The sequence below is a fragment of the Pseudomonas sp. UBA6699 genome, assembly GCF_002454615.1.
GTDB classification, from domain to species: domain Bacteria; phylum Pseudomonadota; class Gammaproteobacteria; order Pseudomonadales; family Pseudomonadaceae; genus Aquipseudomonas; species Aquipseudomonas juntendi.
Window position 1 is genome coordinate 101,194 of record NZ_DKJF01000080.1, and the last position, 26,122, is coordinate 127,315.

Here is a 26,122-nt window from a genome sequence, read left to right on the forward strand (position 1 = left end):
ATGACTCCTTGCGGTTGGCGGACTACGTACGCATGCGGGTGATGCGGACCACACCGGTCAAGGTACGCAGCTTCTTGATCACACGGGCCAGGTGCACGCGATCGTGTACGCTGACCACCAGTTGGACCACACTGATACGGCCGTCGCGCTCGTCCATGCTGATTTTCTCGATATTGCCGTCGGCCGCGTTGACGCTGCTGGCAAGCAGGGCAATCAGGCCGCGCTGGTGCTCCAGTTCGACCCGCAGTTCGACATTGAACTCGCCGGTGATGTCCTTGGCCCAGGAAAGCTGCACGCATTTTTCCGGGTTGTGGCGGATTTCACTGATGTTGCGGCAGTTCTCCAGGTGCACGACCATGCCCTTGCCTGCCGACAGGTGGCCGACGATCGGGTCGCCCGGGATGGGTGTACAGCACTTGGCATAACTCAGTACCAGCCCCTCGGTACCGCGGATCGCCAGCGGCCCTTCCGGTGCGGGCAACTGTTCGCCTTCGGCTGACAGCAGGCGGCGCGCAACCACATATGCCATGCGGTTGCCCAGGCCGATATCTTCGAGCAGGTCTTCGATCAGTTCCAGGCGGTACTCCGCCAGGATCGCCTGGATACGTTCCTGAGGGATCTTCTCCAGGCTGCTGTCGAAGCCGGTCAGCACCTTGTTCAGCAGGCGTTCGCCCAGGCTGATGGATTCGGACCGGCGCTGCTGCTTGAGCGCGTGGCGGATGTGCGTGCGCGCCTTGCCGGTAACCACGAAGTTGAGCCAGGCCGGGTTTGGCCGGGCGCCCGGGGCGCTGACGATTTCCACCGTGGACCCGCTCTGCAGCGGTTCGGACAACGGCGCCAGGCGGCGATTGATACGGCAGGCGATGCAACTGTTGCCGACGTCGGTGTGTACCGCGTAAGCGAAGTCGACGGCCGTCGAGCCTTTGGGCAGCTCCATGATGCGGCCCTTGGGCGTGAACACGTAGACCTCGTCCGGGAACAGGTCGATCTTCACGCTTTCGATGAACTCCAGCGAGTTGCCAGCACGCTGCTGCAGCTCCAGGATGCCTTTGACCCACTGGCGGGCACGGGCGTGGCTGCCCTTGGGTTGCTCGTCGTCGTTGGACTTGTACAGCCAATGCGCCGCGATGCCGTTGTTGGCCATCTCTTCCATCTCGCGGGTGCGGATCTGGATTTCGATGGGCACGCCATGCATACCGAACAGCGTGGTGTGCAACGACTGGTAACCGTTGGCCTTGGGGATCGCGATGTAGTCCTTGAAGCGGCCGGGCAGCGGCTTGTACAGGTTATGCACGGCGCCGAGCACACGGTAGCAGGTATCGACTTTGTCAACGATGACGCGGAAGGCGTACACGTCCATGATCTCGTTGAAGGCGCGGCGCTTGCCGCGCATCTTCTTGTAGATGCCATAGAGGTGCTTCTGCCGGCCGCTGATTTCGCCTTCGATGCCATCGGCAGCCAGGCAGTTGGCCAGCGAGTGCTCGATCTTGGCGACGATTTCCTTGCGGTTGCCACGAGCGCTTTTCACCGCACGGTGAATCAGCGACGAGCGCATGGGGTGCATGGCCTTGAAGCCGAGGTCTTCGAACTCCACGCGCACCGTATGCATGCCCAGGCGATTGGCGATGGGGGCGTAGATTTCGAGGGTTTCCTTGGCGATGCGCCGGCGCTTTTCACCGGACAGCACTTCAAGGGTGCGCATGTTGTGCAGGCGGTCAGCCAGCTTGACCAGGATCACGCGGATATCGCGCGCCATGGCCATGGCCATTTTCTGAAAGTTTTCAGCCTGCGCCTCGGCCTTGGTTTCGAAGTTCATCTGGGTCAGCTTGCTGACCCCGTCAACCAGCTCGGCCACGGTCTCGCCAAATTGCTGGCTGAGGGCTTCCTTGGCGATACCGGTGTCTTCGATCACATCGTGCAGCATGGCCGCCATCAGGCTTTGATGGTCCATGTGCATGTCGGCGAGGATGCTGGCCACGGCCAGCGGGTGGGTCACATAGGGCTCGCCGCTGCGGCGGCGCTGCCCGTCGTGGGCCTGTTCGGCGTAGAAATAGGCGCGCCGGACCAGGTTGACCTGTTCAGGGCCAAGATAGGTCGACAGCCGTTCGGCCAAGGCTTCTATACCCGGCATGGGTTTACCTCCTGCCGAGGAAGAGGGCCTTGCGCCGTGCGACGTCGACCTGGCATCAATCAGACAGCCTCGTTGTTCTCGTCCTCGAACGCGGCGAACACCGGATCCTCGGTGACGATCTCTTCAGCGGCGATGAATTCGTTGGTGACGATGCCTTCGGCGATTTCACGCAGGGCAACGACGGTAGGCTTGTCGTTTTCCCACGCTACGCGTGGTTCCTTGCCGCCGGTCGCCAGCTGGCGAGCGCGCTTGGTCGAGAGCATGACCAGCTCAAAGCGGTTATCCACGTGTTCCAGGCAGTCTTCAACAGTTACGCGGGCCATGGTCTTCCTCAGTAGCAAATGCGGTGGGCGTGCAGCCCAATAGTGGGCAGGCGGACTCGATAGTATAAAAATTCACCAGCCAATAGGGAAGCGCTGTTTTGCCGAGCAGCGTCATCCCCAAGCCTGCCACCGCACCGTGCAGGCGCGGTTTCAGCCGCGAAAGGGCCGAAACAGACACCCTCGACGCATGAGCCTGACGATAACCTCAGAGCATCGCGCCGCGCAACCTCGGGGTCAGCTCTTCGAACAAGGTCTGCACCGAGCGCAGTGCCCGGCAGTCCGGGCGGGTCAGCAGCCACAGCTGGGTGTCGCAGCCGGCCAGCGGCCCGCTGAGCGCATCGACGCCGGGCAGCGCATGCACCATGTAGTCCGGCAGCGCCGCCACGCCCAACCCGGCGGTCACCAACTGGGCGATGGTCGACATGCTGCTGCACTGGTAGCGCGGGCTCAACCCGGGGTGCTGCTGGTTGCGCCAGACCACCGTGGGGTGGTCCTGCATGGAGTCGTCAGGGGCGATCCACGGGGTGCTGGCAGGCGATTCGGCCAGCCGCTCGCGCCACTGCGGCTGGCCGCAGATGACATAGGACGTCGAGCCCAGGTTGCGGCCCACCAGGTGTTCCGGCGGTGTATTGGTCAGGCGCAGGGCAATGTCGGCGTCGCGCCGGCTGAGGTTGGCGAAGGTGTTGGAGGTGCCCATTTCCAGCGACAGCGCCGGGTAGTTGGGCATGAACTCGGCCAGCGCCGGCAGCAGCAGGCTGTGCATGACCGCCTCGGTACAGGTCAGGCGCACCGTGCCGCTGACCACCTGCTCGCCACTGGTCATGGCAATGCGCGCGGCCTCCAGCGCCTGCTCGGCACGCTCGGCCTGCTCGGCCAGGGCCTGGGCAGTATCGGTTGGCAGGTAGCCTTTGCGGCTTTTCACGAACAGCGCAGTACCGAGGGCCGATTCCAGCCGGCGTATCGAGCGAAAGACCGTCGATACGTCAACTTTGAGCAACTCGGCGGCCTTCGCCAGCGAGCGGCCACGCTCCAGTGCCAGGACCAGAGTGAGGTCGGCGTGGGTAATCTGATATTGCATTGGTGCACGCTCTGCTTGCCGAATTGCCAATGTCTGTTGCATCAGGGCCATTTTATAGTGAAACCGCCCCCCGGAATCAATGCGCCCGGTCGGGTCAACAATCCCCACGATGGGAAGTGAAAAGAACAACAGCTGCAACCATCGTCGCCCATGAGGCGCCAGCCGTACCCCCCCACATCGCCGCAGCAAATCAAAGGATGTACAGCCATGACGTCGGTCACCCCGTGCGCCAGTTCTTCCAGCGAGATGAAAGACTTCCTCCAGGCCCATCCGGATACGCAGTACGTCGACCTGCTGATCTCCGACATGAACGGCGTGGTACGCGGCAAGCGCATCGAGCGAGCCAGCCTGCACAAGGTGTACGAAAAGGGCATCAACCTGCCGGCGTCGCTGTTCGCCCTGGACATCAACGGCTCCACCGTGGAAAGCACCGGCCTTGGCCTGGACATCGGCGATGCCGACCGTATCTGCTTCCCGATCCCTGGCACGTTATCGGATGAGCCGTGGCAGAAGCGCCCCACAGCCCAGTTGCTGATGACCATGCACGAGCTGGATGGCCAGCCGTTTTTCGCCGACCCGCGGGAAGTGCTGCGCCAGGTGGTCAGCAAGTTCGACGACCTGGGCCTGGCTATCTGCGCCGCCTTCGAGCTTGAGTTCTACCTGATCGACCAGGACAACCTCAACGGCCGCCCGCAACCGCCGCGCTCGCCGATTTCCGGCAAGCGCCCGCAATCGACCCAGGTGTACCTGATCGACGACCTCGACGAATATGCAGATTGCCTGCAGGACATGCTCGAAGCCGCCAAGGAGCAGGGGCTGCCGGCGGACGCCATCGTCAAGGAAAGTGCCCCGGCGCAGTTCGAGGTCAACCTGCACCACGTTGCCGATCCGCTGAAAGCCTGCGACTACGCGATCCTGCTGAAACGGCTGATCAAGAACGTGGCCTACGACCATGAAATGGACACCACCTTCATGGCCAAGCCCTACCCAGGCCAGGCAGGCAACGGCCTGCACGTGCACATCTCGCTGCTGGACAAGAAAACCGGCAAGAACATCTTCGCCAGTGACGACCCGCTGCAGAGCGACACCCTGCGTCACGCCATTGGTGGGGTGCTGGAGACGATGCCGGCATCGATGGCTTTCCTGTGCCCGAACATCAACTCCTACCGCCGCTTCGGCGCCCAGTTCTACGTGCCCAATGCGCCGAGCTGGGGCCTGGACAACCGTACGGTAGCCGTCCGCGTGCCCACCGACAGCAGCGACAACGTGCGCCTTGAGCACCGCGTGGCCGGCGCCGACGCCAACCCGTACCTGATGCTGGCGGCCATCCTGGCCGGCGTGCATCACGGCCTCACCAACCAGGTCGAACCCCAGGCGCCGATCGAAGGCAACTCCTACGAGCAACTCGAACAGAGCCTGCCGAACAACCTGCGCGATGCCTTGCGTGCGTTGGACGACAGTGAGGTGCTCAACCAATACATCAGCCCGGACTACATCGATATCTTCGTGGCCTGCAAGGAAAGCGAACTGGCCGAGTTCGAAGTGTCGATTTCCGACCTCGAGTACAACTGGTACCTGCACACGGTGTAAGCCCATGAGCGCAACTGCGGTCCCCTTGATCGGTGTCAGCGCCTGCCGCCAGCAGGTGGGGAAGAACTCGTCGCACACGGTTGGCGACAAGTATGTCGAGGCGGCCGCGTTTGCCGGCCTGCCGCTGATTCTGCCGGCCCGTGACGGTGGTAGCGACACGCAAGCGTTGCTGGCCTGCCTGCACGGCATTGTTTTTACGGGCTCGCCTTCAAATATCGAACCGCATCATTACAATGGCGCCCCCAGTGCCGCGGGCACCCTTCATGACCTGGCGCGTGACCGGCTGACCCTGCCGCTGCTGCAGGCGGCGATCGCCGCCGGTGTGCCGGTGTTGTGCATTTGCCGTGGCTATCAGGAACTGAACGTGGCCCTGGGGGGCAGCCTGCACCAGCGTGTGCAGGCGCTGCCTGGCTACCTGGACCATCGCGAGCCCGAAGACGCGCCCCTGGAGGTGCAGTACGGCCTTCGGCACCCGGTGTTCGTCGAGCCTGGCGGCTTGTTCGAGCGCCTGGGGCTGGCAGCGCAGTTCGAGGTCAACTCGCTGCACAGCCAGGGCATCGAGCGCCTGGCTTCGTGCCTGCGGGTCGAAGCGCGGGCCCCGGACGGCCTCATCGAAGCGGTGTCCATGCCCGGTGCGCCGGGCTTCGTCCTTGGCGTGCAGTGGCACCCAGAGTGGCGGTTCAGCGAAAACCCGGTCTCGCTGCGCCTGTTTCAGGCGTTTCGCGAGGCCTGCACTGCCTATGCAGCACGGAAGGGCGCACGGCTGACGCGCCCCTGACAGCAAGCTTTCAATGAGTGAAAGCGGGCCTTGTGCGCAAGGCCTGTAAGAACAATTCCAAAACTTACGGCAAATACTCATGAGCAATTACACCGAAGCCGCCCGCCCACCCGACGTGGCGGCCGAAGCGGGCAACAATCAGCGCAGCAAAGGCCTGGCCAAGGGTCGCCTGGGCTTGCTGGCCAGCGTGGTACTGGGCATCTCCACCATCGCCCCGGTCTATACCCTCACCGGCGCACTGGGCCCTACCGTGCGTGAGGTAGGGGCACACCTGCCAGCCGTGTTCATCGTCGGCTTCCTGCCAATGCTGCTGGTAGCCTTGGGCTACCGTGAACTGAACTCGGCAGAGCCGGACAGCGGCACCTCCTTTACCTGGTCGGCGCGCGCCTTCGGGCCGATGATCGGCTGGATCGGGGGGTGGGGGCTGGTGGTTGCCACCACCATCGTGCTGTCCAACCTGGCGGGGGTGGCGGTCGACTTCTTCTACCTGTTCCTCGGCCAGATCACCGGCAGGCACGCGCTGGCGGGACTGGCCGACAACCTGTTGATCAACATCGTCACCTGTTGTGTGTTCATCGCCCTGGCGGTTTGGATCTGCTGCCGGGGCATGGCCACCACCATGACCGTGCAGTATGGCCTGGTGGCCCTGCAACTGCTGGTATTGGTCGGCTTCGCCTTCGCCGCGTTCGGCGGCACCACTGCGCCACCGCCGATGGCGTTCGACCTGGCCTGGTTCAATCCATTCGGCGTGGAGTCGTTCTCGGCCTTTGCCGCGGGCTTGTCGCTGTCGATCTTTATCTTCTGGGGTTGGGATACCTGCCTGACCGTCAGCGAAGAGTCGGTTGGCAGTGAAGAGGTGCCGGGCAAGGCTGCCACCTTGACCGTCATGCTGATCCTCGGCCTGTACCTGTTCACTGCCATTGCCACCCTGCAGTTTGCCGGCATTAGCGAAACCGGCCTGGGGCTCAACAACCCGCGCATCCAGGAGAACGTGTTTGCCCACCTGGCCGGCCCGGTGATGGGGCCGCTGGCGATCCTGATGTCCATTGCCGTGCTGGCCAGTACCGCAGCCTCGTTGCAATCGACCTTCGTGGCGCCGGCGCGCACGCTGCTGGCCATGGGTTATTACGGCGCAGTACCGCCGAAGTTCGCCAGTGTTTGCCCCCGCTCGCAGACCCCACGCTACGCGACCATTTGCGCAGGTGTGGCAGCGGGCCTGTTCTACGTGACCATGCGCACACTGAGCGAGAACGTGTTGGCCGATACCATCACTGCGCTGGGCATGATGATCTGTTTCTACTATTCGCTGACGGCGTTTGCCTGCGTCTGGTATTTCCGCGGCAGCCTGTTCAGCAGCGTGCGCCACTTCTTCATGCGTGGCATGTGCCCGCTGGTGGGTGGGGTGATTCTGTCGGTGATCTTCGCGCGGACCGCCATCGACAGCGCGTCGCCGGACTTCGGCAGCGGCTCGCATGTCGGCGGGGTGGGGCTGGTGTTCGTGATTGCCGCGATCATCTCGGTGCTGGGCATCGGGCTGATGATGCTGTCACGCCTGCGTGCGCCGGCGTATTTCCTGGGGGCTACCCTGCGCCAGCAGGCTACCCTGCCTTTGCAGGAATGAAGCTGGGGGCGCTTTGCGCCCCTATCGCGACACAAGGCCGCTCCCACAAAAGCACGGCGTACGCCATCTAATGTGGGAGCGGCCTTGTGTCGCGATAGGGCCTCGAAGAGGCCCCATCGATCTTCAGCCGATCATTTGCTTCAGCAACACTGCATGACGCTGCTGCTGCTTCTTCAGCGCCAGCCGATTCGAGCGGAACACCGCCTTCAAATCCTCCAGCGCCTCGTCGAAATCATCATTGATGATCACGTAGTCGTACTCGTCGTAGTGCACCATCTCGCTGACCGCTTCTTTCATGCGCCCATTGATGATCTCTTCGCTGTCCTGCCCGCGCCCGTCCAGGCGCTGGCGCAGCGCCTGCTGGCTCGGTGGCAGGATGAATACCGACAACGCATCGGGCATCACCCGGCGAACCTGCTGGGCGCCTTGCCAGTCGATTTCCAGAATCAGGTCATAGCCCTCGTCCAGGGTTTGCTGCAGTGCGCTGCGCGACGTGCCGTAGAAATTGCCGAACACTTCGGCATGCTCCAGGAAGTCACCCTGTGCGATCAGCGCCTTGAATTCCTCGTGCACGACGAAGTGGTAGTTCACCCCGTGCTGCTCGCCCGGGCGCATGGCGCGGGTGGTGTGCGAGACCGAGACGCGGATCTGCCGGTCTTCCTTGATCAGGGCGTTGACCAGGCTGGTCTTGCCGGCGCCGGAAGGGGCCGAGACGATGTAGAGGGTGCCGCTGTTGTGGTTCATGGTTGGGGTGGCCTTACTCGATGTTCTGTACTTGTTCACGCATCTGTTCGATCAATACCTTCAGGTTGACCGCCGCCTGCGTGCTGCGTGGGTCGAAGGCCTTGGAGCCAAGGGTGTTGGCCTCGCGGTTGAGCTCCTGCATCAGGAAGTCCAGGCGCCGGCCGGCGGCGCCGCCCCCCTTGAGCACGCGGCGTACTTCGGTAACGTGGGTGCTGAGGCGGTCGAGTTCCTCGGCCACGTCGCTTTTCTGGGCCAGCAGCACCATTTCCTGCTCGAGGCGCTGTGGGTCGAGCTCTGCCTGCATGTCGCCGAAGCGGTCGAGGATTTTCTGCCGCTGTGCCGCGAGCATCTGCGGCACCAGTGCGCGCAGCGTCGTGACTTCACCGGCCATGCTGTCCAGGCGCTCGTTGATCAGGCGCGCCAGTTCCTGGCCTTCGCGCTGGCGCCCGGCCTTGAGTTCGGCCAGGGCTTCGTCGAACAGCGCCATGGCTTCAGCGTTGAGTGCCTGCGGGTCACTGGTATCGGCTACCAGCACGCCGGGCCACGACAGCACTTCCAGCGGGTTGAGCGCGGCTGGCTGCCTGATCAGCCCGGCCACTTCTTCGGCGGCGGCGACCAGTTGTGCGGCGCGCTCGCGGTCGACCTTCAGCGGCTTGCCGGTGCTGTCTTCATTCAGGCGCAAGGTGCATTCCACCTTGCCCCGTGACAGCCCTTGGCGCAGGCCTTCACGCACGCCGCCTTCGAGGTCGCGCAGGGCCTCGGGCAGGCGCAGGTGCGGCTCCAGGTAACGGTGGTTGACAGAACGCAGCTCCCAGACCAGGGTGCCTTGGCTGCCGGCGCGCTCGACACGCGCAAAAGCGGTCATGCTATGCACCATGGGGAGTACCTCGCTTGGATAAGTGAACGGCGCAGGATTGTAGCGCAGTGGGGGCGTGGCGCCCAATCGGCCTATGTTACCGGTAGGTGGTGGTCGGGGTAGGAAAAGGCGACGGGCCGTCTGCGCGCGACAATAGGCATGTCCTCACCGGGTTTGCGGCTCTATAATGCTCGCCAGATTCAAAGTCCCAGTACAGGTATCCCAGATGAAACGTCCAAGTGGTCGCGCCGCCGATCAGCTCCGCTCGATCCGCATCACCCGCAACTACACCAAGCACGCCGAAGGGTCGGTACTGGTCGAGTTCGGTGACACCAAGGTCATCTGCACGGTCAGCGTGGAAAACGGTGTGCCGCGCTTCCTGAAAGGCCAGGGCCAGGGTTGGCTGACCGCCGAGTACGGCATGTTGCCGCGTTCCACCGGTGAGCGTAACCAGCGTGAAGCCAGCCGCGGCAAACAGGGTGGCCGCACCCTGGAAATCCAGCGCCTTATCGGGCGCTCTCTGCGTGCCGCACTGGACATGAGCAAGCTGGGCGACATCACCCTGTACGTCGACTGCGACGTGATCCAGGCCGATGGCGGTACCCGTACCGCGTCCATCACCGGTGCCATGGTTGCCCTGTGCGACGCCCTGGCAGTAATCAAGAAGCGCGGTGGCCTCAAGGGCGGTAACCCGCTCAAGCACATGATCGCTGCCGTTTCGGTCGGCATGTACCAGGGCGAAGCGGTGCTCGACCTGGACTACCTGGAAGATTCCGCTGCCGAAACCGACCTGAACGTGGTCATGACCAGCGCGGGCGGCTTCATCGAAGTGCAGGGCACTGCCGAAGGCGCGCCGTTCCAGCCGGAAGATTTCAACGCCATGCTCGCCCTGGCGCAGAAAGGCATGACCGAAATCTTCGAGCTGCAGCAGGCGGCGCTGGCCGATTGAGACCAGCCGGAGAGGTGCAGATGTTCTGCCACCTCTCCGCGCTGCTGGGCCCGCTGATCTGGCGGCCGATCACATAGATTTTCTGTGGCCCCGTTCGCGGGCACGCCCGCGAACGGGGCTGCAAAGCAGCCCCAATGGCTTCAGATGGTCAGCGTCCAGTCATAGTCGACAATCAGCGGCGCATGCTGCGAGAAGCGCGGCTGGCGCGGCAGGCGGGCGTTGCGCACGAAGCGGCGCAGGCCCGGGGTGAGGATCTGGTAGTCGAACCGGTAGCCCAGGTTGAGCATCTCGGCCTGCTCGTTGTCTGGCCACCAGCTGTACTGGTCGCCTTCACGGCTGACTTCGCGCAGGGCGTCGACGTAACCCATCTCGCCCGTGATCGCATCCATCCACGCACGCTCCGGCGCCAGGAAGCCAGGCGACTGCTGGCTGTCGCGCCAGTTCTTGATGTCGAGCTTCTGCTGCGCCACGTAGAACGAGCCGCAATAGATGTACTCGCGGCGCTTGCGGCGCTGCTTGTCCAGGTACTTGGCGAAGTCGTCCATCAACTTGAATTTCTGGTTCAAGTCTTCGTCGCCGTTCATGCCCGAAGGCAGTAGCAGGCTGGCAATACTGACTTTGTCGAAATCTGCTTGCAGGTAACGCCCGTAGCGGTCGGCTGTCTCGAAGCCCAGGCCGGTGATGACTGCCTTGGGCTGCATGCGCGAATAAAGGGCCACACCACCTTGGGCTGGCACCTCCGCGTCGCAGGCATAAAGGAAATAGCCATCGAGCTGGAAAGCTGGGTCATCGAGTTCAAAGGCCGAGGCGCGGGTATCCTGAAGGCAGATGACGTCGGCATTCTGGGCTTGAAGCCAGCTGAGCAAACCACGCTCGGCCGCAGCCTGAATGCCATTAACGTTCACACTGATGATCCGCATAAATGGCCCCATAAATCTCGTGCGTGTATGATACCCGAGCTCAACCCATTTAGCTAAATCCGTGGTGTCCGGGACTATTCATGCAGCCGTATCAGCGCGACTTTATCCGTTTTGCCATCGATCGCGGGGTACTGCGTTTCGGTGAATTCACCCTGAAATCGGGGCGTACCAGCCCGTATTTCTTCAATGCCGGCCTGTTCAACACCGGTTCCGCCCTGGCTGAACTGGGCCGCTGCTATGCCGCCGCCATCGTCGACAGCAAGATCCCGTTCGATGTGCTGTTCGGCCCTGCGTACAAAGGCATTCCGCTGGCGGCGACCACTGCCGTGGCGCTGGCTGACCAGCACCAGCGCGATGTGCCATGGTGCTTCAACCGCAAGGAAGCCAAGGACCACGGCGAAGGCGGCAGCCTGGTTGGCGCACCGCTGGCCGGTGATGTGCTGATCATCGACGATGTGATCACCGCCGGCACTGCCATCCGTGAGGTCATGCAGATCATCAACGCCCAGCAGGCCAAGGCCGCCGGCGTGCTGATCGCGCTGAACCGCGAAGAACGTGGCAATGGCGAGCTGTCGGCTATCCAGGAAGTGGAGCGTGACTTCGGCATTCCAGTGGTCAGCATCGTTTCGCTGACCCAGGTGCTGGAGTTCCTGGCTGACGACCCACAGCTCAAGCAGCACCTGCCGGCTGTCGAAGCTTACCGGGCGCAGTACGGGATCTGATCCTGGCCCGGAAATGAAAAAGGCGACCTTCTTGTGAAGGTCGCCTTTTTTGTGCCGCCTGTTTTGGCCTATTCGCGGGCACGCCCGCGAAGGGGCCGGTACAGGCTAACCGATCACTCAGCGCGGCTTGCGGTTGGTAATCAGGGTGCCCACGCCGCTGTCGGTGAAGATCTCCAGCAGCACCGCATTCGGCACGCGGCCGTCGATGATGTGCGAGCTGTTAACGCCGCCCTGCACTGCATCCAGCGCACACTTGATCTTCGGCAGCATGCCGCCGTAGATGGTGCCATCGGCGATCAGCTCGTTGACTTGCTCGGTGGTCAGGCCGGTCAGGACCTGGCCCTGTTTGTCCATCAGGCCCGCAATGTTGGTCAGCAGCATCAGCTTCTCGGCCTTCAGCGCTTCGGCCACCTTGCCGGCCACGAGGTCGGCGTTGATGTTGTAGGACTCACCGTTGACACCCACGCCGATTGGCGCGATGACCGGGATGAAGTCGCCCTTGACCAGCATGTTCAACAGGTCGGTGTTCACGCTCACCACTTCGCCCACGTGACCGATGTCGATGATTTCCGGGGTGGTCATCTCGGGGGTCTGGCGGCTGACGGTCAGCTTGCGTGCGCGGATCAGCTCCGCGTCCTTGCCGGTCAGGCCGATGGCGCTGCCGCCATGGCGGTTGATCAGGTTGACGATGTCCTTGTTGACCTGGCCGCCCAGCACCATTTCCACCACGTCCATGGTCGCCGAATCGGTCACGCGCATGCCGTCGATGAAGTGGCTTTCGATCGACAGGCGCTTGAGCAGGTCGCCGATTTGCGGGCCACCCCCGTGCACGACCACCGGGTTGATACCGACCGCTTTCATCAGCACGATGTCACGGGCGAAGCCGGTCTTGAGCTCCTCGCTCTCCATCGCGTTGCCGCCGTACTTGATCACCAGGGTCTTGCCGACAAAGCGGCGGATGTAGGGCAGCGCTTCGGACAAAACCTCGGCTACATGGGAAGCGGCATCGCGATCGAGGGTCATGCAGGGCTCCTGTGAGGAACAGATAATCGGTCAGAACGGCAGTTGCAGCTCAGGATCAACCCGCAGCAACTGGGTACGGAAAACATCCTTGATACGTTGCAATTCGGCGTCACTGTCGGCCTCGAAGCGCAGTACCAGCACCGGTGTGGTGTTGGAGGCGCGAACCAGGCCCCAGCCATGGGCATAGTCGACCCGCACACCGTCGATGGTGGTCAGGTTGGCTTCGCCCCAGTCGGCGTCGCGTTGCAGTGCATCAATGATGCTGAATTTACCCTCGTCGGTCACATCAATATTGATTTCCGGCGTGGAAATATCGTTCGGGAAGGCGGCAAACAGGTTTTCGGCGCTCTGTTCGGCCTTGCTGAGGATCTCCAGCAGGCGCGCGGCACTGTAGATACCGTCGTCGAAACCGTACCAGCGTTCCTTGATGAAGATGTGACCACTCATCTCGCCCGCCAGCAGCGAACCGGTCTGTTTCATCTTCTTCTTGATCAACGAATGGCCGGTTTTCCACATCAGCGCCCGGCCACCGTGTTGTTCGATCAGCGGGGTCAGGCGCCGGGTGCACTTGACGTCGAAGATGATCTCGGCGCCCGGGTTGCGTCCCAGTACGTCCTGGGCGAACAGCATCAGCAGGCGGTCGGGGTAGACGATGCTGCCGGTGTTGGTCACGACGCCGACGCGGTCGCCGTCACCATCGAAGGCCAAGCCGATGTCGGCGCCGGTCTGCTTGACCTTGGCGATCAGGTCTTCGAGGTTTTCCGGCTTGCCTGGGTCCGGGTGGTGGTTAGGGAAGTTGCCGTCCACCTCGCAGAACAGCGGGATCACCTCACAGCCCAGGGCTTCGATCAACTGGGGGGCGATCACACCGGCGGCGCCATTGCCGCAGTCCACCACGACCTTGAGCTTCCTGGCCAGCTTCACGTCGCCGACGATCTGCTGGAAGTAGCGGTCGAGGATCTCGACTTTTTCCACACGCCCTGCAGCCAGGGTAAGGTCGTTGGTTTTCAGGCGGGTCAGCAGGGCCTGGATCTGTTCATTGGCCAGGGTGTCGCCGGCGATGACGATCTTGAAGCCGTTGTAGTCGGACGGGTTGTGGCTACCGGTCAGCATCACGCCCGACTTGCCGGCCAATACGTTGGCCGCGTAGTACAGGGCCGGGGTTGGCACCAGGCCGACGTCGCTGACCTGGCAACCGGCATCGACCAGGCCCTTGATCAGTTGCTCCACCAGCATTGGCCCGGACAGGCGGCCATCGCGGCCTACCGAGACTTGCGGTTCGCCCTGGGCCAGGCTTTGCGCACCAATGGCGCGGCCAATCCAGTAGGCGGTTTCGGCGTGCAAGGTCTTGCCGACCACGCCGCGAATGTCATACGCGCGGAAAATGCTGTCTGGCAATGTGGCGGGGACCAGGTGGGCCATGTCGTTCATCTCTGGAAGCTCCATTAATCAAAGGCTTTCTGGGCAGGCGCAAATTGAACGCTTGGACGGTGGTTTCACCAGAGAGTTCGCCATCCTTGGCCTGAACGGTCGTGTTTCGGCTCAGTGGCTGCCGGAGTGACCGAAGCCGCCAGCGCCGCGCTGGCTTTCATCGAAGGCCTCGACGATATCGAAATGCGCCTGCACGACCGGCACCAGCACCAGCTGGGCGATACGCTCGCCCACGGCGATGGTGAAAGGGGTGGTGCCGCGGTTCCAGCATGACACCATCAGCTCGCCCTGGTAGTCCGAATCGATCAGCCCGACCAGATTGCCCAGCACGATGCCGTGCTTATGGCCCAGGCCCGAGCGCGGCAGGATGATTGCGGCCAGGCCCGGGTCGCCGATGTAGATCGACAAGCCGGTAGGAATCAGCAGGGTCTGGCCTGGTTCGAGGACGGTGTCTTGCTGGAGCAGGGCGCGCAGGTCGAGGCCAGCGGAGCCGGGGGTGGCGTAGGTTGGCAGCGGAAATTCGCTGCCCAGGCGTGAGTCGAGGATCTTGGCTTGAAGAGCGTGCATGTAACTTATTGAACCTGGTTGAGCCGTTCGGCGATGAAGGCGACCAGTTGCCGGGCGATCTTGCCCTTGCTGGTCTGCGCGAAGAGGGTTTGGTGCTGTTGGCGGTCGATCACGGTCAAGGCATTTTCTTCGCTGTTGAAGCCAATGCTGGGGTTGGCCACATCGTTGGCGACGATCAGGTCGAGGTTCTTGTCCTTGAGCTTGCGCGTGGCGTAATCGAGCAGGTGTTCGGTCTCGGCGGCAAAGCCGACGCTGAACGGGCGGTCGGCGCGGCCGGCGATGGTGGCAAGGATATCGGGATTGCGCACCATCTGCAGCAGCATGCCGTCGCCGGTCGTAGGATCTTTCTTCAGTTTTTGTGTGGCAACGACTTCCGGGCGGTAGTCCGCAACGGCTGCCGAGGCAATGAACAGGTCGCACGGCATGGCCGCCTCGCAGGCCGCGAGCATGTCCCGCGCGCTGACCACGTCGATACGGCTGACCCGGTCCGGGGTTGGCAGGTGCACCGGGCCGGTCACGAGGGTCACCCGAGCCCCTGCTTCAGCTGCCGCCTCGGCGAGGGCGAAACCCATCTTGCCGGAGCTATGATTGGTGATGTAGCGCACCGGGTCGATGTTTTCCTGGGTCGGCCCGGCGGTGATCAGCACATGCTTGCCGGTCAGGGCCTGGCGCTTGAAGCTTTCTGCCGCGCACCAGGCCAGCTCGGTGGCCTCGAGCATGCGCCCCAGGCCCACGTCACCACAGGCCTGGCTGCCGGAGGCCGGGCCGAATACCTGGATGCCACGGCTTTTGAGCAGGTCGAGGTTGGCCTGGGTCGCCGGGTCGCGCCACATGGCCTGGTTCATCGCCGGGGCCACCGCCACGGTGGCGTCGGTGGCCAGTACCAGGGTGGTCAGCAGGTCATCGGCCATGCCCTGGGCCATGCGCGCCATCAGGTCGGCGGTGGCCGGGGCGATCAAGACCAGGTCGGCCCACTTGGCCAGTTCGATGTGGCCCATGGCCGCTTCGGCAGCCGGGTCCAGCAGGTCCATGTGCACCGGGTGGCCCGACAGCGCCTGCAGGGTCAGCGGGGTGATGAATTCGGCACCCCCACGGGTCATGACGACGCGCACCTGCGCGCCGTGCTCCAGGAGACGGCGAATCAGCTCGGCGCTTTTGTAGGCGGCAATGCCGCCCCCCACGCCGAGAACGATGCGCTTGCGATACAGCCGCTGCATAGGCTTGCCTTTTTCCAGTGAGAGCGGGCGGCGACGTTTGCAAATGCCTGCGGCAGAACGTCGCATGTACGAGGCGAAATAGATTAACACAGGGCCGAAATGGGCCGCAGCAAGGGCAGAGGGGCAGGGATGAATATCAGAGAGTGGCCGGCTGAAGATCGGCCAAGGGAGAAGCTGTTGCAACGGGGGGCGGCGGTGCTGTCGGACGCCGAGTTGCTGGCCGTGTTGCTCGGTTCGGGCGTGGCCGGGCGCAATGTGCTGGACCTTGCACGCGGGCTGCTGGTGCGTTTTGGAGGGCTGCGGCAGTTTCTTGAGGCCGAGCGCGCGGCGGTGCTGCGCGAGCCGGGCATAGGCGCTGTGAAGTACGCACAGTTGCAAGCGCTGCTGGAAATCGGCCGGCGTTACCTGGATGAGCACATCGCGCGCGCAGCGGTGCTGGAAGGGCCCGAGGCGGTGCGGCGTTACCTGAAGGCCATGCTGCGCCATGAGCCCAGCGAGGTGTTCGGTTGCCTCTTTCTGGACACCAAGCACAGGCCGCTGGCGTTCGAGATTCTGTTCAGGGGCACCATCGACCGGGCCAGCGTCTACCCGCGGGAGGTGGTGCGGCGGGCACTGCTGCACAACGCGGCCGCGTTGATCCTGTGCCATAACCACCCTTCAGGCAACAGTGAGCCTAGCCAGGACGATGTGCACCTGACCTTGTCGCTCAAACGCGGGCTGGCATTGATCGACGTGCGGGTGCTGGATCACATCATCATTGGCGACGGGGAGCCGTTGTCGATGGTTGAGCAGGGGTGGATCGTGGCTTAGGCCGTTTAGTTGTGTGCTGGCCTCTTCGCGGGCAAGCCCGCTCCCACAGGATATTCGCCGGCCTTGAAGGCGGTGATGTCCCTGTGGGAGCGGGCGTGCCCGCGAAGAGCCCGGTGCAGATCTACCTGGCCACCGACACCTTGCTGAAATCCAGCCGCCCGAACGGGCTGACCTGGTACCCCTCGACTTCCTGGCGCAGCAAGGTTGCCGCCGTCGGGTGCGCCAACGGCACCCACAGTGCCTGCTGCTGAATCAGGGTTTGCGCCTGCTGGTACAGCCGGCTACGCACGCTCTGGTCGTTGGTGGTGCGCCCGGCACTGATCAGCTGGTCCAGGCGGCTGTCGCAGAACCGCGCGAAGTTGGTGCCCGACTCCACTGCCGCACAGGAGAACTGCGGGCTGAGGAAGTTATCCGGGTCGCCGTTGTCACCGGCCCAGCCCATGAACAGCAGGTCATGCTCGCCGGCCTTGGCGCGGCGGATCAGCTCACCCCATTCGATCACACGGATCTCGGCCTTGATGCCGACCTTGGCCAGGTCGGCCTGCAGCATTTGCGCGCCAAGGCTTGGGTTGGGGTTGAGCAGGCTGCCCGATGGCCGCGTCCAGATAGTGGTGCTGAAGCCCTCCGCCAGGCCGGCCTTGGCCAGCAGGGCCTTGGCCTTTTTCACGTCCAGAGGGTAGCCGGGCAAGTCCTTGGCGTAGCTCCAGGTATTGGGCGGGTAGGGGCCGTTGGCCGCCACCGCAGAGTCTTCAAACACGGCCTTGAGGTAAGCCTGCTTGTCGAAGGCCAGGTTGATCGCCTGGCGGACTTCCGGCTTGTCCAGTGGCGGGTGCTGGCTGTTGATGGCGACAAAGGCGGTCATGAACGCGGGCGTACTGGCCACCTTGAGCTTGTCGTCCTTGGCCGCTTCGGCAATATCCAGCGGTTTGGGCGACAAGGCGACCTGGCATTCGCCGCGCTTGAGCTTCTGCAGGCGCACGTTGGCATCGGTGGTGATGGCGAAGATCAACGGGTCCACTGCCGGCTTGCCGCCGAAGTAGTCCGGGTTGGCGCGGTAGCGCACCACTGCGTCCTTCTGGAAGCGCTGGAAAGTGAACGGCCCGGTGCCGATCGGCTGGCTGTTGAGCTTCTCTGGCGTGCCGGCCTTGAGCAGCTTGTCGGCATATTCGGCAGAGTAGATGGACGCGAAGCCCATGCTCAGGGTGGCCAGGAACGTGGCGTCTGGGTGGCTGAGGGTGAAGCGCACGGTGTTCGGGGCCGGGGCGTCGATCGCCTTGATCAGGCTACCCAGTTGCAGCGACTGGGCGTGCGGGTAGCCGCCGGGTGCAGTCTTGTGCCAGGCATGGGCCGGGTAGAGCATGCGCTGGAAGCTGAACAGCACGTCATCGGCATTCAATTCGCGGGTGGGCTTGAAGTACGGGGTGGTATGGAACTTCACACCGTCGCGCAGGGTGAAGTCGTACACCAGCCCGTCGGCCGAGACCGTCCAGCTGGCCGCCAGGCTCGGCACCACTTTGCCCTGTGCTGCATCGAACTCCACCAGGCGGTTCATCAGCACGTCGGCGGTGGCATTGGTGGTGGTCAGCGAGTTGTACTGCACCACGTCGAAGCCTTCGGGGCTGGCCTCGCTGCAAACGCTCAGGGGCGCGGCCTGGGCGATGCCACCCGCGAACAGGGTGGCGGTGAACAGGGAGTTGAACAATAAGGAAAGGGCGGCGGCACGCATGGTGGCTCCTTGGCTGTCAGTGGCCCATCTGCCAGTGCAGTCTGGAAAAAGCCTACCCTAGTGTGCCTGTCGGGAAATGACCACATCCTTTTTTACAAATGTGGCGACGAGCGGTCGACGGCTGGCGGGGCCTGAAGGTATGCTGCCCCGGCTGAATCGGGCTTGCGCCAATGTGCATCAACTATTGTTGCAGCCAGGTCTTTCTGGTATAAAGCAGCGCTCTTTTCTAGGGGCTCGGCCTGTCGCATAAGCGGATCCGGTCGATAAGGCCTCCAGAATCACGGCGCCCAGGCGCCAAAGACTGAGAGATTAAGCGGCCAACCCATGCCGGGTTGGGCATGTGGTTTTAGAGGGCTGAGTCATGTCGAGAGTCTGTCAAGTTACTGGTAAGGGTCCAGTAACCGGGAACAACATTTCCCACGCAAACAACAAAACCCGTCGTCGTTTCCTGCCGAACCTGCAGCACCACCGTTTCTGGGTTGAATCCGAGAAGCGCTTCGTGCGTCTGCGCGTTTCCGCCAAAGGCATGCGTATCATCGACAAGCGCGGCATCGACGCCGTTCTGGTTGACATCCGTAAAGCTGGCGCCAAGGTTTAAGGGAGAGCATCATGCGTGAATTGATCCGTCTGGTTTCGAGTGCCGGTACCGGCCACTTCTACACCACCGACAAGAACAAGCGCACCACCCCGGACAAAATCGAGATCAAGAAATATGATCCGGTTGTTCGCAAGCACGTGGTGTACAAGGAAGCCAAGATCAAGTAATTGATCGGCGACCTGAAAAAAACCCGCATCCGTAAGGACGCGGGTTTTTTTATGCCTGCTGCAAGGTCAGTTGAATTCGAAGCCCTGAATCACCTGGTTGGCGTCGGTCCTGATCTGGATGCGGGTAGGGTCGAACTCGCGGGTGCACATGTCGGTGGGGCCGACCACGCGGGAGCGACCGGTAATGGCGCAGATGGTGTCTTTGAGCTCTGGCACGTAAGGGGCGCCGACCAGGTGGGCGAGGGCTTGTTTGACGTCATCGTTGGTCATGGTGATCTTCCTGTTGAGGTGAATGGCCCGTTGTGGGCAGGGCCATCCTCACGCATGCCGCCTGGCCAGCTGCGCTACATAATTACTTCTGCTCGAACATGACGTAGATCTTGCGGCACGGCTCAAGCACTTCCCAGGTGCCTGTGAACCCGGCCGGGATTACGAACCGGTCGCCGGCGCGCAGGGTCTTGGCACCGCCGTTGTCGTCGCGCAGTACCGAAACGCCCTGAACGATCTCGCAGTATTCATGCTCGGTGTAGTTCACTTTCCACTGGCCGACCTCACCCTCCCAAACGCCTGCGGCAAACTGCCCGCATGGGCTGGAGTAATGGTTGTAGACCGCCTGGTCTGGCTCACCCTTGAGGATGTTTTCAGCCGCAGGGCGGTACCGTTCGGCTTCAGTGAGCACTTGGGCGAAGTCGATGATGCTGGCGATGTTCATGGTGCGGCTCCTGTTCTTGTTAAATAAAATTAACATCAGTAGGCTTTTGGGCCTTCCGTGTCAAATATATTGATAGTTTACAGTGGCTGGTTTAGGGTATCGCTTGCCAGTGTGCGCTCGTCGCCCGGCCAGAATTCTGACAACGCCTGTGAGTCCTCAGTGCGGCGTTGCACCTAAACAAGAGGAGGAGTTTCGTATGACCACCCTGACCCGTGCGGACTGGGAACAACGCGCCCAGCAACTGAAGATCGAAGGTCGTGCCTTCATCAACGGCGAATACACCGATGCCGTATCCGGTGAAACCTTCGAGTGCCTGAGCCCGGTCGACGGACGCTTCCTGGCCAAGGTTGCCAGCTGCGACCTGGCCGATGCCAACCTTGCCGTGGAAAACGCGCGTGCCACCTTCAACGCTGGCGTCTGGTCGCAGTTGGCCCCGGCCAAGCGCAAAGCCACGCTGATCCGTTTCGCCGACCTGCTGCGCAAGAACGTCGAAGAGCTGGCGCTGCTGGAAACCCTGGACATGGGCAAGCCGATCGGTGACTCCTCCAGCATCGACATCCCCGGTGCAGCCCAGGCCATTCACTGGACCGCCGAAGCCATCGACAAGGTTTACGACGAGGTCGCGCCCACCCCACACGACCAGCTTGGCCTGGTTACCCGTGAGCCAGTCGGCGTGGTCGGTGCCATCGTACCGTGGAACTTCCCGCTGCTGATGGCCTGCTGGAAACTCGGCCCGGCACTGGCCACGGGTAACTCGGTAGTGCTCAAGCCTTCGGAAAAATCGCCGCTGACCGCCATTCGCATCGCGCAACTGGCGATCGAGGCCGGCATCCCGGCGGGTGTACTGAACGTGCTGCCAGGCTACGGCCACACCGTGGGCAAGGCGTTGGCCCTGCACATGGATGTCGACACGCTGGTGTTCACCGGCTCGACCAAGATCGCCAAGCAACTGATGGTCTATGCGGGCGAATCGAACATGAAACGAATCTGGCTGGAGGCTGGCGGCAAAAGCCCGAACATCGTCTTCGCCGATGCACCGGACCTGCAAGCGGCCGCTGCGGCTGCCGCCAGTGCCATCGCCTTCAACCAGGGCGAAGTGTGCACTGCCGGTTCGCGCCTGCTGGTCGAGCGCTCGATCAAGGACAAGTTCCTGCCCATGGTGGTCGAGGCCCTGAAAGGCTGGAAGCCCGGTAACCCACTCGACCCAGAGACCACCGTGGGTGCGTTGGTCGATACCCAGCAAATGAATACCGTGCTGTCGTACATCGAGGCCGGCCACAAGGATGGCGCCAAGCTGCTGACCGGCGGCAAGCGCACCCTGGAGGAAACCGGTGGCACCTATGTGGAGCCGACCATCTTCGATGGCGTGACCAATGCCATGCGCATCGCCCAGGAAGAAATCTTCGGGCCGGTGCTGTCGGTGATTGCCTTCGACACCGCCGAAGAAGCCATCGCTATCGCCAACGACACCCCGTACGGCCTGGCGGCCGGTATCTGGACGGCGGACATTTCCAGGGCGCACAAGACTGCGCGGGCCGTGCGCGCCGGCAGCGTGTGGGTCAACCAGTACGACGGCGGCGACATGACCGCACCGTTCGGTGGCTTCAAGCAATCGGGCAACGGCCGTGACAAGTCGCTGCATGCGCTGGAGAAATACACCGAGCTGAAGGCGACCTGGATCAAGCTGTAATTCCAGGAGGGGCCGCTTTGCGGCCCATTCGCGGGTAAACCCGCTCCTACAGGTACTGCACCGCTTTCAAGGGTGGTGGTGTACCTGTGGGAGCGGGTTTACCCGCGAATGGGCCATGGAAAATTCTTGGCCTGGGAGGCAGCAATGCGTTGGGGGACCTACTTCGCCGTACTGGCATCAGTGCTCAGTGTCGGCCTGGCGCTGGGCGTGAGCATGCCCCTGGTATCTCTGCGTCTGGAAGCCTGGGGCTATGGCAGTTTCGCCATCGGCGTGATGGCCGCGATGCCTGCGCTGGGGGTACTGGCGGGTGCCAGCCTGGCCAGCCGCCTGGCCGGCTGGGTCGGCTTACCTGCGGCCATGCGCATCTGCCTGTGGGGTGGTGCGTTGTCCATCGGCCTGGTCGCGCTATTGCCCAGCTACCCGCTGTGGTTGCTGTTGCGGCTGATGATCGGCATGTCCCTGACCGTGGTGTTTATCCTGGGTGAGAGCTGGATCAACCAGCTGGTGGTCGAGCAATGGCGCGGCCGCCTGGTGGCGCTGTACGGTAGCAGCTACGCCTTGAGCCAGCTGGCTGGGCCGCTGGTGCTGGGCGTACTCGGTTCGGCTGACGATTTTGGTTTCTGGGCCGCCACCGGCCTGTTGCTGCTCGCGCCGCTGGTGCTGTTGGGGCGCGGCGGTGCACCGAGCACCGAAGCCTGCAGTGTCGGCTTCGGCGACCTGTTCAGGTTCTGCCGTCGCTTGCCCGTGATTGCCTGGGCCATCGCCCTGTTTGCCTCGTTCGAGGCAATGATCCTGACGTTGCTGCCGGTGTACTGCCTGCAGCAAGGTTTCACCACTGAAATCGCCTTGTTCATGGTCAGTACCGTGGTGGTCGGCGATGCTGTGCTGCAGTTGCCCATCGGCGCGCTGGCCGATCATATGTCGCGCCGTGCGTTGTTCACCGGCTGTGCGGTAACGCTACTGGTCTCCAGCCTGGCGATCCCGCTGTTGCTGCACACGCCGGTGATATGGCCGCTGTGGGTACTGTTCGGGGCCAGTGCCGGCGGCCTTTTCACCTTGTCGCTGGTGCTGATCGGTGAGCGCTACCGCGACGATGAACTGGTGCGGGCCAATGCTCACGTGGCGCAGTTGTGGGGCATTGGCTGCCTGCTGGGGCCATTGTTGGCCGGGGCAGGCAGCCAGTGGGTCAGCGGGCATGCGTTGCTGTTGCTGATGGCTGCAGGGGCTGCGGGGCTGGTGGTGTTGACCCAGAGGCGCGGGGCGTTTGAGGCTGTGTCTGCCTGAGCGTTTTCGGGGCTGCAAAGCAGCCCCAAAATCGTCGCTACAACATTTTCTCCAGGCCAACCGCCTTGCTGACCCAGGCATTGAACCTGCGCCACATCCCGCCCGGCTCGGAGGTCAGCACATGCTGCTGTCCATTGTCCTCAGTCGCCCACACCAGTTTGCCCCCCTGCAGTTTCACCTGATAGCTCAGCGCCGGCGCCATACCCTGCTGGCTCAGCTCGCGGGTGTATTCGGCCAGTTCCGGGCTGTCCACCAGCACCCCCACTTCGGTATTCCACAGGACCGAACGCGGGTCGAAGTTGAATGAACCGATGAAAGTCTTGCGCCGGTCGAACACGATCGCCTTGGTGTGCAGGCTGGAGTCCGAGCTACCGCGGAAACTCAAGCGCCCCGCGCTGGGGTCGCCCGGCTGGCGGCGCAGCTCATAAAGCTGTACCCCATGTTCGAGCAAGGCCCGGCGATAGGGGGCGTAGCCACCGTGCACGGCCGGCACATCGGTGGCTTCCAATGAGTTGGTCAGCAGCTTTACCGAGACACCTGCGTCGGCGCGGCCGGTAAGGTACAGCAGCCCTGGCTCGCCCGGCACGAAATAAGCCGATGTCAGCATCAGTTCGCTGTGCACGTTGGCCAGGTCAGGCGCCAGCTGGTGGCTCAGCAGCAACTGCGGGTCCGGCTCGTCATCGGCCAGTACCTTGCTTGGGGCATCCCACAGCGCCTGGGCATGGGCCCAGATCAGCTCGTTGCGCCACACATCCAGGCGCGGCTGCGACTGGTAGGCCATCAACCGATCGTACAAGGCCTTGCGCTGGGTCCTGGCTTCAGCCAGCGAGACTTCTAGGCGATGACGACTGGCACGCAGGTCGTCGGCATCCGGCGCATGCCACAGAAAATCGCTGATAGGTCGGCTGAGCGCGCTGTTCCAGTACTGGTCGAAACTGTGCCCCAGTTGCTCGGCGATAGGGCCGACGCTCAGCAGGTCGATGTCGGTGAAGTTGAGGTTGGGCTCGGCATCGAAATACTCGTCGCCGAGGTTGCGGCCGCCGACGATAGCCATGCTGTTGTCCACCAGGAACAGCTTGTTGTGCATGCGGCGGTGCTGGCGCGACAGGTTGAACAGCCGGCCGAAGGCGCGCGTCACCCCGGTGCTGCGGCCCAGGTGCAGTGGGTTGAACACGCGGATCTGAATATTCGGGTGAGCAGCGAGTGTGCCCATGATGGTGTCCAGGCCGTCGCTGGTGGTGTCGTCGAGCAGAATGCGTACGCGCACGCCGCGGTCGGCGGCACGCAGCAGTTCGTGCACCAGGGCGCGGGTGCTGAGGCCGTCGTGCACGATGTAGTACTGCAGGTCGATGCTGGCCTGGGCGTTGCGGATCAATTCGGCGCGGGCGCGAAATGCTTCGTTGCTGTTGGGCAGCAGGCGAAAGCCGGACTGCCCGCCATACGGTGCCGCCTGGCGCAGCACCGAGCGGCCGAACGCGGAGTCGTTGGCGGGCAGGGCCTGGCTGGTTTCGCGTGGGGTACTGACGCTGGCACAGCCGGCAAGGCCGAGCAACAGCATCAGCAACAAAGACAAGGCGCGCTGAGGTCTCAAGGGTGGATCGTCCTGTGCGGCAAGGGCTGTGGAGGTTGGACAGTGGCGGGCGGCGCAAAGTTACGCGTCGGCGCTTTCTTCATCCAGTAGACGAAGGGCGGTTTCACCTACCTTGCGTACGGCAGCCTCGATCTGTGGCGTCGGCCGCGCGGCGAAGTTCATGCGCAGGCAGTGGCGGAACTTGCCCGAGGCCGAGAAGATACTGCCCACCGCCACCTGAACACCTTGCTCCAGTAAAGCGCGGTTCAGCCGCAGCGTGTCGAAATGTTCGGGGAATTCCACCCACAGCATGAAGCCGCCCTGCGGCCGGCTGACCCGGGTACCCGCCGGGAAGTAGCGCGTTACCCAATCGCTCATCAGGTCACGGCCACGCTGGTACTGGCTGCGCATGCGCCGCATGTGGGGCTGGTAGTGCCCGCCGGCGATGAAATCGGCAATTGCCAGTTGCGGCTGGCTGGCGCTGCTGCCGGTACTGATGTATTTCATGTGCAGCACCCGTTCCAGATAGCGCCCAGGTGCCACCCAGCCCACCCGCAGGCCGGGGGCCAGGGTTTTGGAGAACGAACTGCAGAGCAACACGCGGCCATCGTCGTCGAATGACTTGAGGGTGCGCGGGCGCGGGTAGGTGTAGGCCAGGTCGCCGTACACATCGTCTTCCAGGATCGCCACATCGTAGCGCTGGGCCAGGCTGAGCAAAGCCTTCTTGCGCGCCTCGGGCATGATGTAGCCGAGTGGGTTGTTACAGCTGGGGGTGATCTGAATGAGCTTGATCGGCCACTGCTCCAGGGCCAGCTCCAGCGCTTCCAGGCTGATGCCGGTGACCGGGTCGGTGGGGATCTCCAGCGCTTTCATGCCCAGGCCCTTGAGGGTTTGCATGGCGCCGTGGAAGCTGGGCGAGTCGACCGCAACGATGTCGCCTGGCTCGCAAACCGCGCGAATGCTGCATGACAGCGCTTCATGGCAGCCGGTGGTGATCACCAGGTCGGCCGGGCCGAGGCGGCAGCCGGAATCGAGCATCAGCCGCGCTACCTGCTCGCGCAGCGCCAGGTTGCCATGGATATTGTCGTAATACAGCCCCGGCATGTCCTGGCGCCGGCTCAACTGGGCGAGGCTGCGCAGCAAAGGCTTGAGGGTGGGGCTGTCGATATCGGGCATGCCGCGGCCGAGTTGCACCACGTCTTTGTGCGGGGTGCTGCGCACCAGCTCGAGTACCTGTTCCCATTGCGAGATGTCCACAGGGCGCTGGGCCGGGCGGCTGACTGCAGGCAGCGCTGGCAGCTGGCGGTGGTCGCTGACGAAATAGCCGGACTTGGGCCTGGGCGAGACCATGCCGCTGTCTTCGAGCATGCGGTAGGCCTGCTGCACGGTGCTCAGGCTGACCCCGTGCTCCACGCTCAGGGCGCGTACCGACGGCAGGCGCTGGCCTGGGCGATACAGGCCCTGCTCGATGCGGGCACCGAGCAGTTCGGCGAGGTTGAGGTAAAGGGTCAAGGCATACTCCTGGGCTACCTGCAGGCAGCGACCGGTACAGTTGCCTGGAAAATACAGCATTCAGTCGGCCGCCCGCCAATGCTGTATGGGAATAATAAGGCTG

25 protein-coding genes and 1 pseudogene are annotated in these 26,122 nt (G+C 63.1%); 11 read left to right on the plus strand and 15 right to left on the minus strand.

Translation table 11 applies throughout. From position 1 onward, the window contains the following. Positions 1-22: 22 nt before the first annotated feature. The 3 genes from spoT to B3361_RS15800 all read right to left on the minus strand — a co-directional run bounded on the left by spoT (position 23) and on the right by B3361_RS15800 (position 3,532). On the minus strand, positions 23-2,131 hold the full coding sequence (gene spoT, locus B3361_RS15790) for a bifunctional GTP diphosphokinase/guanosine-3',5'-bis pyrophosphate 3'-pyrophosphohydrolase (protein ID WP_009684532.1): 2,109 nt from the start codon (positions 2,129-2,131) through the stop codon (positions 23-25). A gap of 59 nt (positions 2,132-2,190) precedes the next feature. Continuing rightward, positions 2,191-2,454 (minus strand): DNA-directed RNA polymerase subunit omega, encoded by a 264-nt coding sequence (gene rpoZ / locus B3361_RS15795; protein ID WP_003253383.1) that lies wholly within the window; start codon positions 2,452-2,454, stop codon positions 2,191-2,193. A 205-nt stretch (positions 2,455-2,659) separates the two neighbouring features. Continuing rightward, on the minus strand, positions 2,660-3,532 hold the full coding sequence (locus tag B3361_RS15800) for a LysR family transcriptional regulator (protein WP_009684533.1): 873 nt from the start codon (positions 3,530-3,532) through the stop codon (positions 2,660-2,662). Positions 3,533-3,778: 246 nt separating this feature from the next. Between B3361_RS15800 and B3361_RS15805 the strand changes: the two genes are divergently transcribed. The 3 genes from B3361_RS15805 to B3361_RS15815 all read left to right on the plus strand — a co-directional run bounded on the left by B3361_RS15805 (position 3,779) and on the right by B3361_RS15815 (position 7,521). Beyond that, positions 3,779-5,122, plus strand: a complete 1,344-nt coding sequence (locus tag B3361_RS15805) for a glutamine synthetase family protein (protein ID WP_370593786.1) — start codon at positions 3,779-3,781, stop codon at positions 5,120-5,122. A gap of 4 nt (positions 5,123-5,126) precedes the next feature. Then, positions 5,127-5,900 (plus strand): gamma-glutamyl-gamma-aminobutyrate hydrolase family protein, encoded by a 774-nt coding sequence (locus tag B3361_RS15810; protein WP_054905205.1) that lies wholly within the window; start codon positions 5,127-5,129, stop codon positions 5,898-5,900. Positions 5,901-5,979: 79 nt separating this feature from the next. Further along, positions 5,980-7,521, plus strand: coding sequence for an APC family permease (locus B3361_RS15815; protein WP_047149774.1), 1,542 nt, complete (start codon positions 5,980-5,982; stop codon positions 7,519-7,521). A gap of 123 nt (positions 7,522-7,644) precedes the next feature. On the opposite strand, the gene gmk is transcribed toward B3361_RS15815, so the two are convergent. Together gmk and B3361_RS15825 are read right to left on the minus strand one after the other, a co-directional pair. Then, the gene (gmk, locus tag B3361_RS15820) at positions 7,645-8,265 is read right to left on the minus strand and encodes a guanylate kinase (protein WP_054905204.1); all 621 of its coding nucleotides are present in this window, start codon (positions 8,263-8,265) and stop codon (positions 7,645-7,647) included. Between the two features lie 13 nt (positions 8,266-8,278). Continuing rightward, entirely contained in the window at positions 8,279-9,142 is an 864-nt protein-coding gene (locus B3361_RS15825) for a YicC/YloC family endoribonuclease (protein WP_054905203.1), read from the minus strand. 205 nt (positions 9,143-9,347) lie between these two features. Between B3361_RS15825 and rph the strand changes: the two genes are divergently transcribed. Further along, the gene (gene rph, locus B3361_RS15830; RefSeq protein ID WP_009681991.1) at positions 9,348-10,070 is read left to right on the plus strand and encodes a ribonuclease PH; all 723 of its coding nucleotides are present in this window, start codon (positions 9,348-9,350) and stop codon (positions 10,068-10,070) included. Between the two features lie 140 nt (positions 10,071-10,210). Here the strand turns inward: rph and B3361_RS15835 are convergent, their stop codons facing one another. Beyond that, positions 10,211-10,990 (minus strand): exodeoxyribonuclease III, encoded by a 780-nt coding sequence (locus tag B3361_RS15835; RefSeq protein ID WP_003253401.1) that lies wholly within the window; start codon positions 10,988-10,990, stop codon positions 10,211-10,213. 80 nt (positions 10,991-11,070) lie between these two features. Here B3361_RS15835 and pyrE point away from each other — a divergent pair, with 80 nt between their 5' ends. Continuing rightward, the gene (gene pyrE / locus B3361_RS15840) at positions 11,071-11,712 is read left to right on the plus strand and encodes an orotate phosphoribosyltransferase (protein WP_054905201.1); all 642 of its coding nucleotides are present in this window, start codon (positions 11,071-11,073) and stop codon (positions 11,710-11,712) included. A 117-nt stretch (positions 11,713-11,829) separates the two neighbouring features. Here the strand turns inward: pyrE and argB are convergent, their stop codons facing one another. Together argB and B3361_RS15850 are read right to left on the minus strand one after the other, a co-directional pair. After that, positions 11,830-12,735 carry an acetylglutamate kinase gene (gene argB / locus B3361_RS15845; RefSeq protein ID WP_009681993.1) on the minus strand — a complete coding sequence of 302 codons (906 nt, stop codon included), beginning with the start codon at positions 12,733-12,735 and terminating at the stop codon, positions 11,830-11,832. Between the two features lie 30 nt (positions 12,736-12,765). After that, positions 12,766-14,139: pseudogene (locus tag B3361_RS15850) on the minus strand (phosphomannomutase/phosphoglucomutase); the annotation flags it as partial. Positions 14,140-14,155: 16 nt separating this feature from the next. Between B3361_RS15850 and B3361_RS15855 the strand changes: the two are divergent. Then, the gene (locus B3361_RS15855) at positions 14,156-14,296 is read left to right on the plus strand and encodes a hypothetical protein (RefSeq protein WP_165944130.1); all 141 of its coding nucleotides are present in this window, start codon (positions 14,156-14,158) and stop codon (positions 14,294-14,296) included. Here B3361_RS15855 and dut read toward each other — a convergent pair. Both dut and coaBC read right to left on the minus strand, forming a co-directional pair. Continuing rightward, positions 14,278-14,733: a dUTP diphosphatase gene (gene dut, locus B3361_RS15860; protein ID WP_054905199.1), complete on the minus strand. Its 456-nt coding sequence runs from the start codon at positions 14,731-14,733 to the stop codon at positions 14,278-14,280. The two genes, B3361_RS15855 and dut, sit on opposite strands and share 19 nt — an antisense overlap. A gap of 5 nt (positions 14,734-14,738) precedes the next feature. Next, positions 14,739-15,950 (minus strand): bifunctional phosphopantothenoylcysteine decarboxylase/phosphopantothenate--cysteine ligase CoaBC, encoded by a 1,212-nt coding sequence (gene coaBC, locus B3361_RS15865; RefSeq protein WP_009681996.1) that lies wholly within the window; start codon positions 15,948-15,950, stop codon positions 14,739-14,741. 129 nt (positions 15,951-16,079) lie between these two features. Here coaBC and radC point away from each other — a divergent pair, with 129 nt between their 5' ends. After that, positions 16,080-16,760, plus strand: coding sequence for a RadC family protein (radC, locus tag B3361_RS15870; RefSeq protein ID WP_029885730.1), 681 nt, complete (start codon positions 16,080-16,082; stop codon positions 16,758-16,760). Between the two features lie 121 nt (positions 16,761-16,881). Here radC and B3361_RS15875 read toward each other — a convergent pair whose 3' ends face one another. Beyond that, complete coding sequence (locus tag B3361_RS15875; protein WP_054905198.1) at positions 16,882-18,486, minus strand: ABC transporter substrate-binding protein; 1,605 nt, start codon at positions 18,484-18,486, stop codon at positions 16,882-16,884. Positions 18,487-18,847: 361 nt separating this feature from the next. Here B3361_RS15875 and rpmB point away from each other — a divergent pair, with 361 nt between their 5' ends. Continuing rightward, complete coding sequence (rpmB, locus tag B3361_RS15880) at positions 18,848-19,084, plus strand: 50S ribosomal protein L28 (protein WP_003253504.1); 237 nt, start codon at positions 18,848-18,850, stop codon at positions 19,082-19,084. A gap of 11 nt (positions 19,085-19,095) precedes the next feature. Next, positions 19,096-19,251 carry a 50S ribosomal protein L33 gene (gene rpmG / locus B3361_RS15885; protein WP_003253507.1) on the plus strand — a complete coding sequence of 52 codons (156 nt, stop codon included), beginning with the start codon at positions 19,096-19,098 and terminating at the stop codon, positions 19,249-19,251. Between the two features lie 66 nt (positions 19,252-19,317). Here the strand turns inward: rpmG and B3361_RS15890 are convergent, their stop codons facing one another. Together B3361_RS15890 and B3361_RS15895 are read right to left on the minus strand one after the other, a co-directional pair. Continuing rightward, a complete protein-coding gene (locus B3361_RS15890; protein ID WP_009682915.1) occupies positions 19,318-19,521 on the minus strand; it encodes a hypothetical protein in 204 nt (67 codons plus the stop codon). An 82-nt stretch (positions 19,522-19,603) separates the two neighbouring features. Next, a complete protein-coding gene (locus tag B3361_RS15895; protein ID WP_054905197.1) occupies positions 19,604-19,963 on the minus strand; it encodes a cupin domain-containing protein in 360 nt (119 codons plus the stop codon). 196 nt (positions 19,964-20,159) lie between these two features. Here B3361_RS15895 and B3361_RS15900 point away from each other — a divergent pair, with 196 nt between their 5' ends. Together B3361_RS15900 and B3361_RS15905 are read left to right on the plus strand one after the other, a co-directional pair. Then, on the plus strand, positions 20,160-21,653 hold the full coding sequence (locus tag B3361_RS15900) for an aldehyde dehydrogenase (protein ID WP_054905196.1): 1,494 nt from the start codon (positions 20,160-20,162) through the stop codon (positions 21,651-21,653). A gap of 144 nt (positions 21,654-21,797) precedes the next feature. Beyond that, positions 21,798-22,937, plus strand: a complete 1,140-nt coding sequence (locus B3361_RS15905; protein WP_009682919.1) for an MFS transporter — start codon at positions 21,798-21,800, stop codon at positions 22,935-22,937. Between the two features lie 37 nt (positions 22,938-22,974). On the opposite strand, the gene B3361_RS15910 is transcribed toward B3361_RS15905, so the two are convergent. Then, the gene (locus B3361_RS15910) at positions 22,975-24,528 is read right to left on the minus strand and encodes a phospholipase D family protein (protein ID WP_054905195.1); all 1,554 of its coding nucleotides are present in this window, start codon (positions 24,526-24,528) and stop codon (positions 22,975-22,977) included. Between the two features lie 60 nt (positions 24,529-24,588). Continuing rightward, positions 24,589-26,019, minus strand: coding sequence for a PLP-dependent aminotransferase family protein (locus tag B3361_RS15915; RefSeq protein WP_161893043.1), 1,431 nt, complete (start codon positions 26,017-26,019; stop codon positions 24,589-24,591). Positions 26,020-26,122 lie beyond the last annotated feature (103 nt).

Bases quoted from the DNA above. Each gene is read 5' to 3' on its own strand.
- radC (WP_029885730.1), top strand. From the start codon at position 16,080: ATGAATATCAGAGAGTGGCCGGCTGAAGATCGGCCAAGGGAGAAGCTG.
- B3361_RS15800 (WP_009684533.1), bottom strand. From the start codon at position 3,532: ATGCAATATCAGATTACCCACGCCGACCTCACTCTGGTCCTGGCACTG.
- pyrE (WP_054905201.1), top strand. From the start codon at position 11,071: ATGCAGCCGTATCAGCGCGACTTTATCCGTTTTGCCATCGATCGCGGG.
- gmk (WP_054905204.1), bottom strand. From the start codon at position 8,265: ATGAACCACAACAGCGGCACCCTCTACATCGTCTCGGCCCCTTCCGGC.
- rpmG (WP_003253507.1), top strand. From the start codon at position 19,096: ATGCGTGAATTGATCCGTCTGGTTTCGAGTGCCGGTACCGGCCACTTC.
- rpoZ (WP_003253383.1), bottom strand. From the start codon at position 2,454: ATGGCCCGCGTAACTGTTGAAGACTGCCTGGAACACGTGGATAACCGC.
- B3361_RS15805 (WP_370593786.1), top strand. From the start codon at position 3,779: ATGAAAGACTTCCTCCAGGCCCATCCGGATACGCAGTACGTCGACCTG.
- rph (WP_009681991.1), top strand. From the start codon at position 9,348: ATGAAACGTCCAAGTGGTCGCGCCGCCGATCAGCTCCGCTCGATCCGC.
- B3361_RS15835 (WP_003253401.1), bottom strand. From the start codon at position 10,990: ATGCGGATCATCAGTGTGAACGTTAATGGCATTCAGGCTGCGGCCGAG.
- B3361_RS15810 (WP_054905205.1), top strand. From the start codon at position 5,127: ATGAGCGCAACTGCGGTCCCCTTGATCGGTGTCAGCGCCTGCCGCCAG.
- B3361_RS15890 (WP_009682915.1), bottom strand. From the start codon at position 19,521: ATGACCAACGATGACGTCAAACAAGCCCTCGCCCACCTGGTCGGCGCC.
- B3361_RS15905 (WP_009682919.1), top strand. From the start codon at position 21,798: ATGCGTTGGGGGACCTACTTCGCCGTACTGGCATCAGTGCTCAGTGTC.
- B3361_RS15895 (WP_054905197.1), bottom strand. From the start codon at position 19,963: ATGAACATCGCCAGCATCATCGACTTCGCCCAAGTGCTCACTGAAGCC.
- B3361_RS15815 (WP_047149774.1), top strand. From the start codon at position 5,980: ATGAGCAATTACACCGAAGCCGCCCGCCCACCCGACGTGGCGGCCGAA.
- B3361_RS15855 (WP_165944130.1), top strand. From the start codon at position 14,156: ATGTCGTTCATCTCTGGAAGCTCCATTAATCAAAGGCTTTCTGGGCAG.
- B3361_RS15875 (WP_054905198.1), bottom strand. From the start codon at position 18,486: ATGCGTGCCGCCGCCCTTTCCTTATTGTTCAACTCCCTGTTCACCGCC.
- coaBC (WP_009681996.1), bottom strand. From the start codon at position 15,950: ATGCAGCGGCTGTATCGCAAGCGCATCGTTCTCGGCGTGGGGGGCGGC.
- B3361_RS15900 (WP_054905196.1), top strand. From the start codon at position 20,160: ATGACCACCCTGACCCGTGCGGACTGGGAACAACGCGCCCAGCAACTG.
- rpmB (WP_003253504.1), top strand. From the start codon at position 18,848: ATGTCGAGAGTCTGTCAAGTTACTGGTAAGGGTCCAGTAACCGGGAAC.
- spoT (WP_009684532.1), bottom strand. From the start codon at position 2,131: ATGCCGGGTATAGAAGCCTTGGCCGAACGGCTGTCGACCTATCTTGGC.
- argB (WP_009681993.1), bottom strand. From the start codon at position 12,735: ATGACCCTCGATCGCGATGCCGCTTCCCATGTAGCCGAGGTTTTGTCC.
- B3361_RS15825 (WP_054905203.1), bottom strand. From the start codon at position 9,142: ATGGTGCATAGCATGACCGCTTTTGCGCGTGTCGAGCGCGCCGGCAGC.
- dut (WP_054905199.1), bottom strand. From the start codon at position 14,733: ATGCACGCTCTTCAAGCCAAGATCCTCGACTCACGCCTGGGCAGCGAA.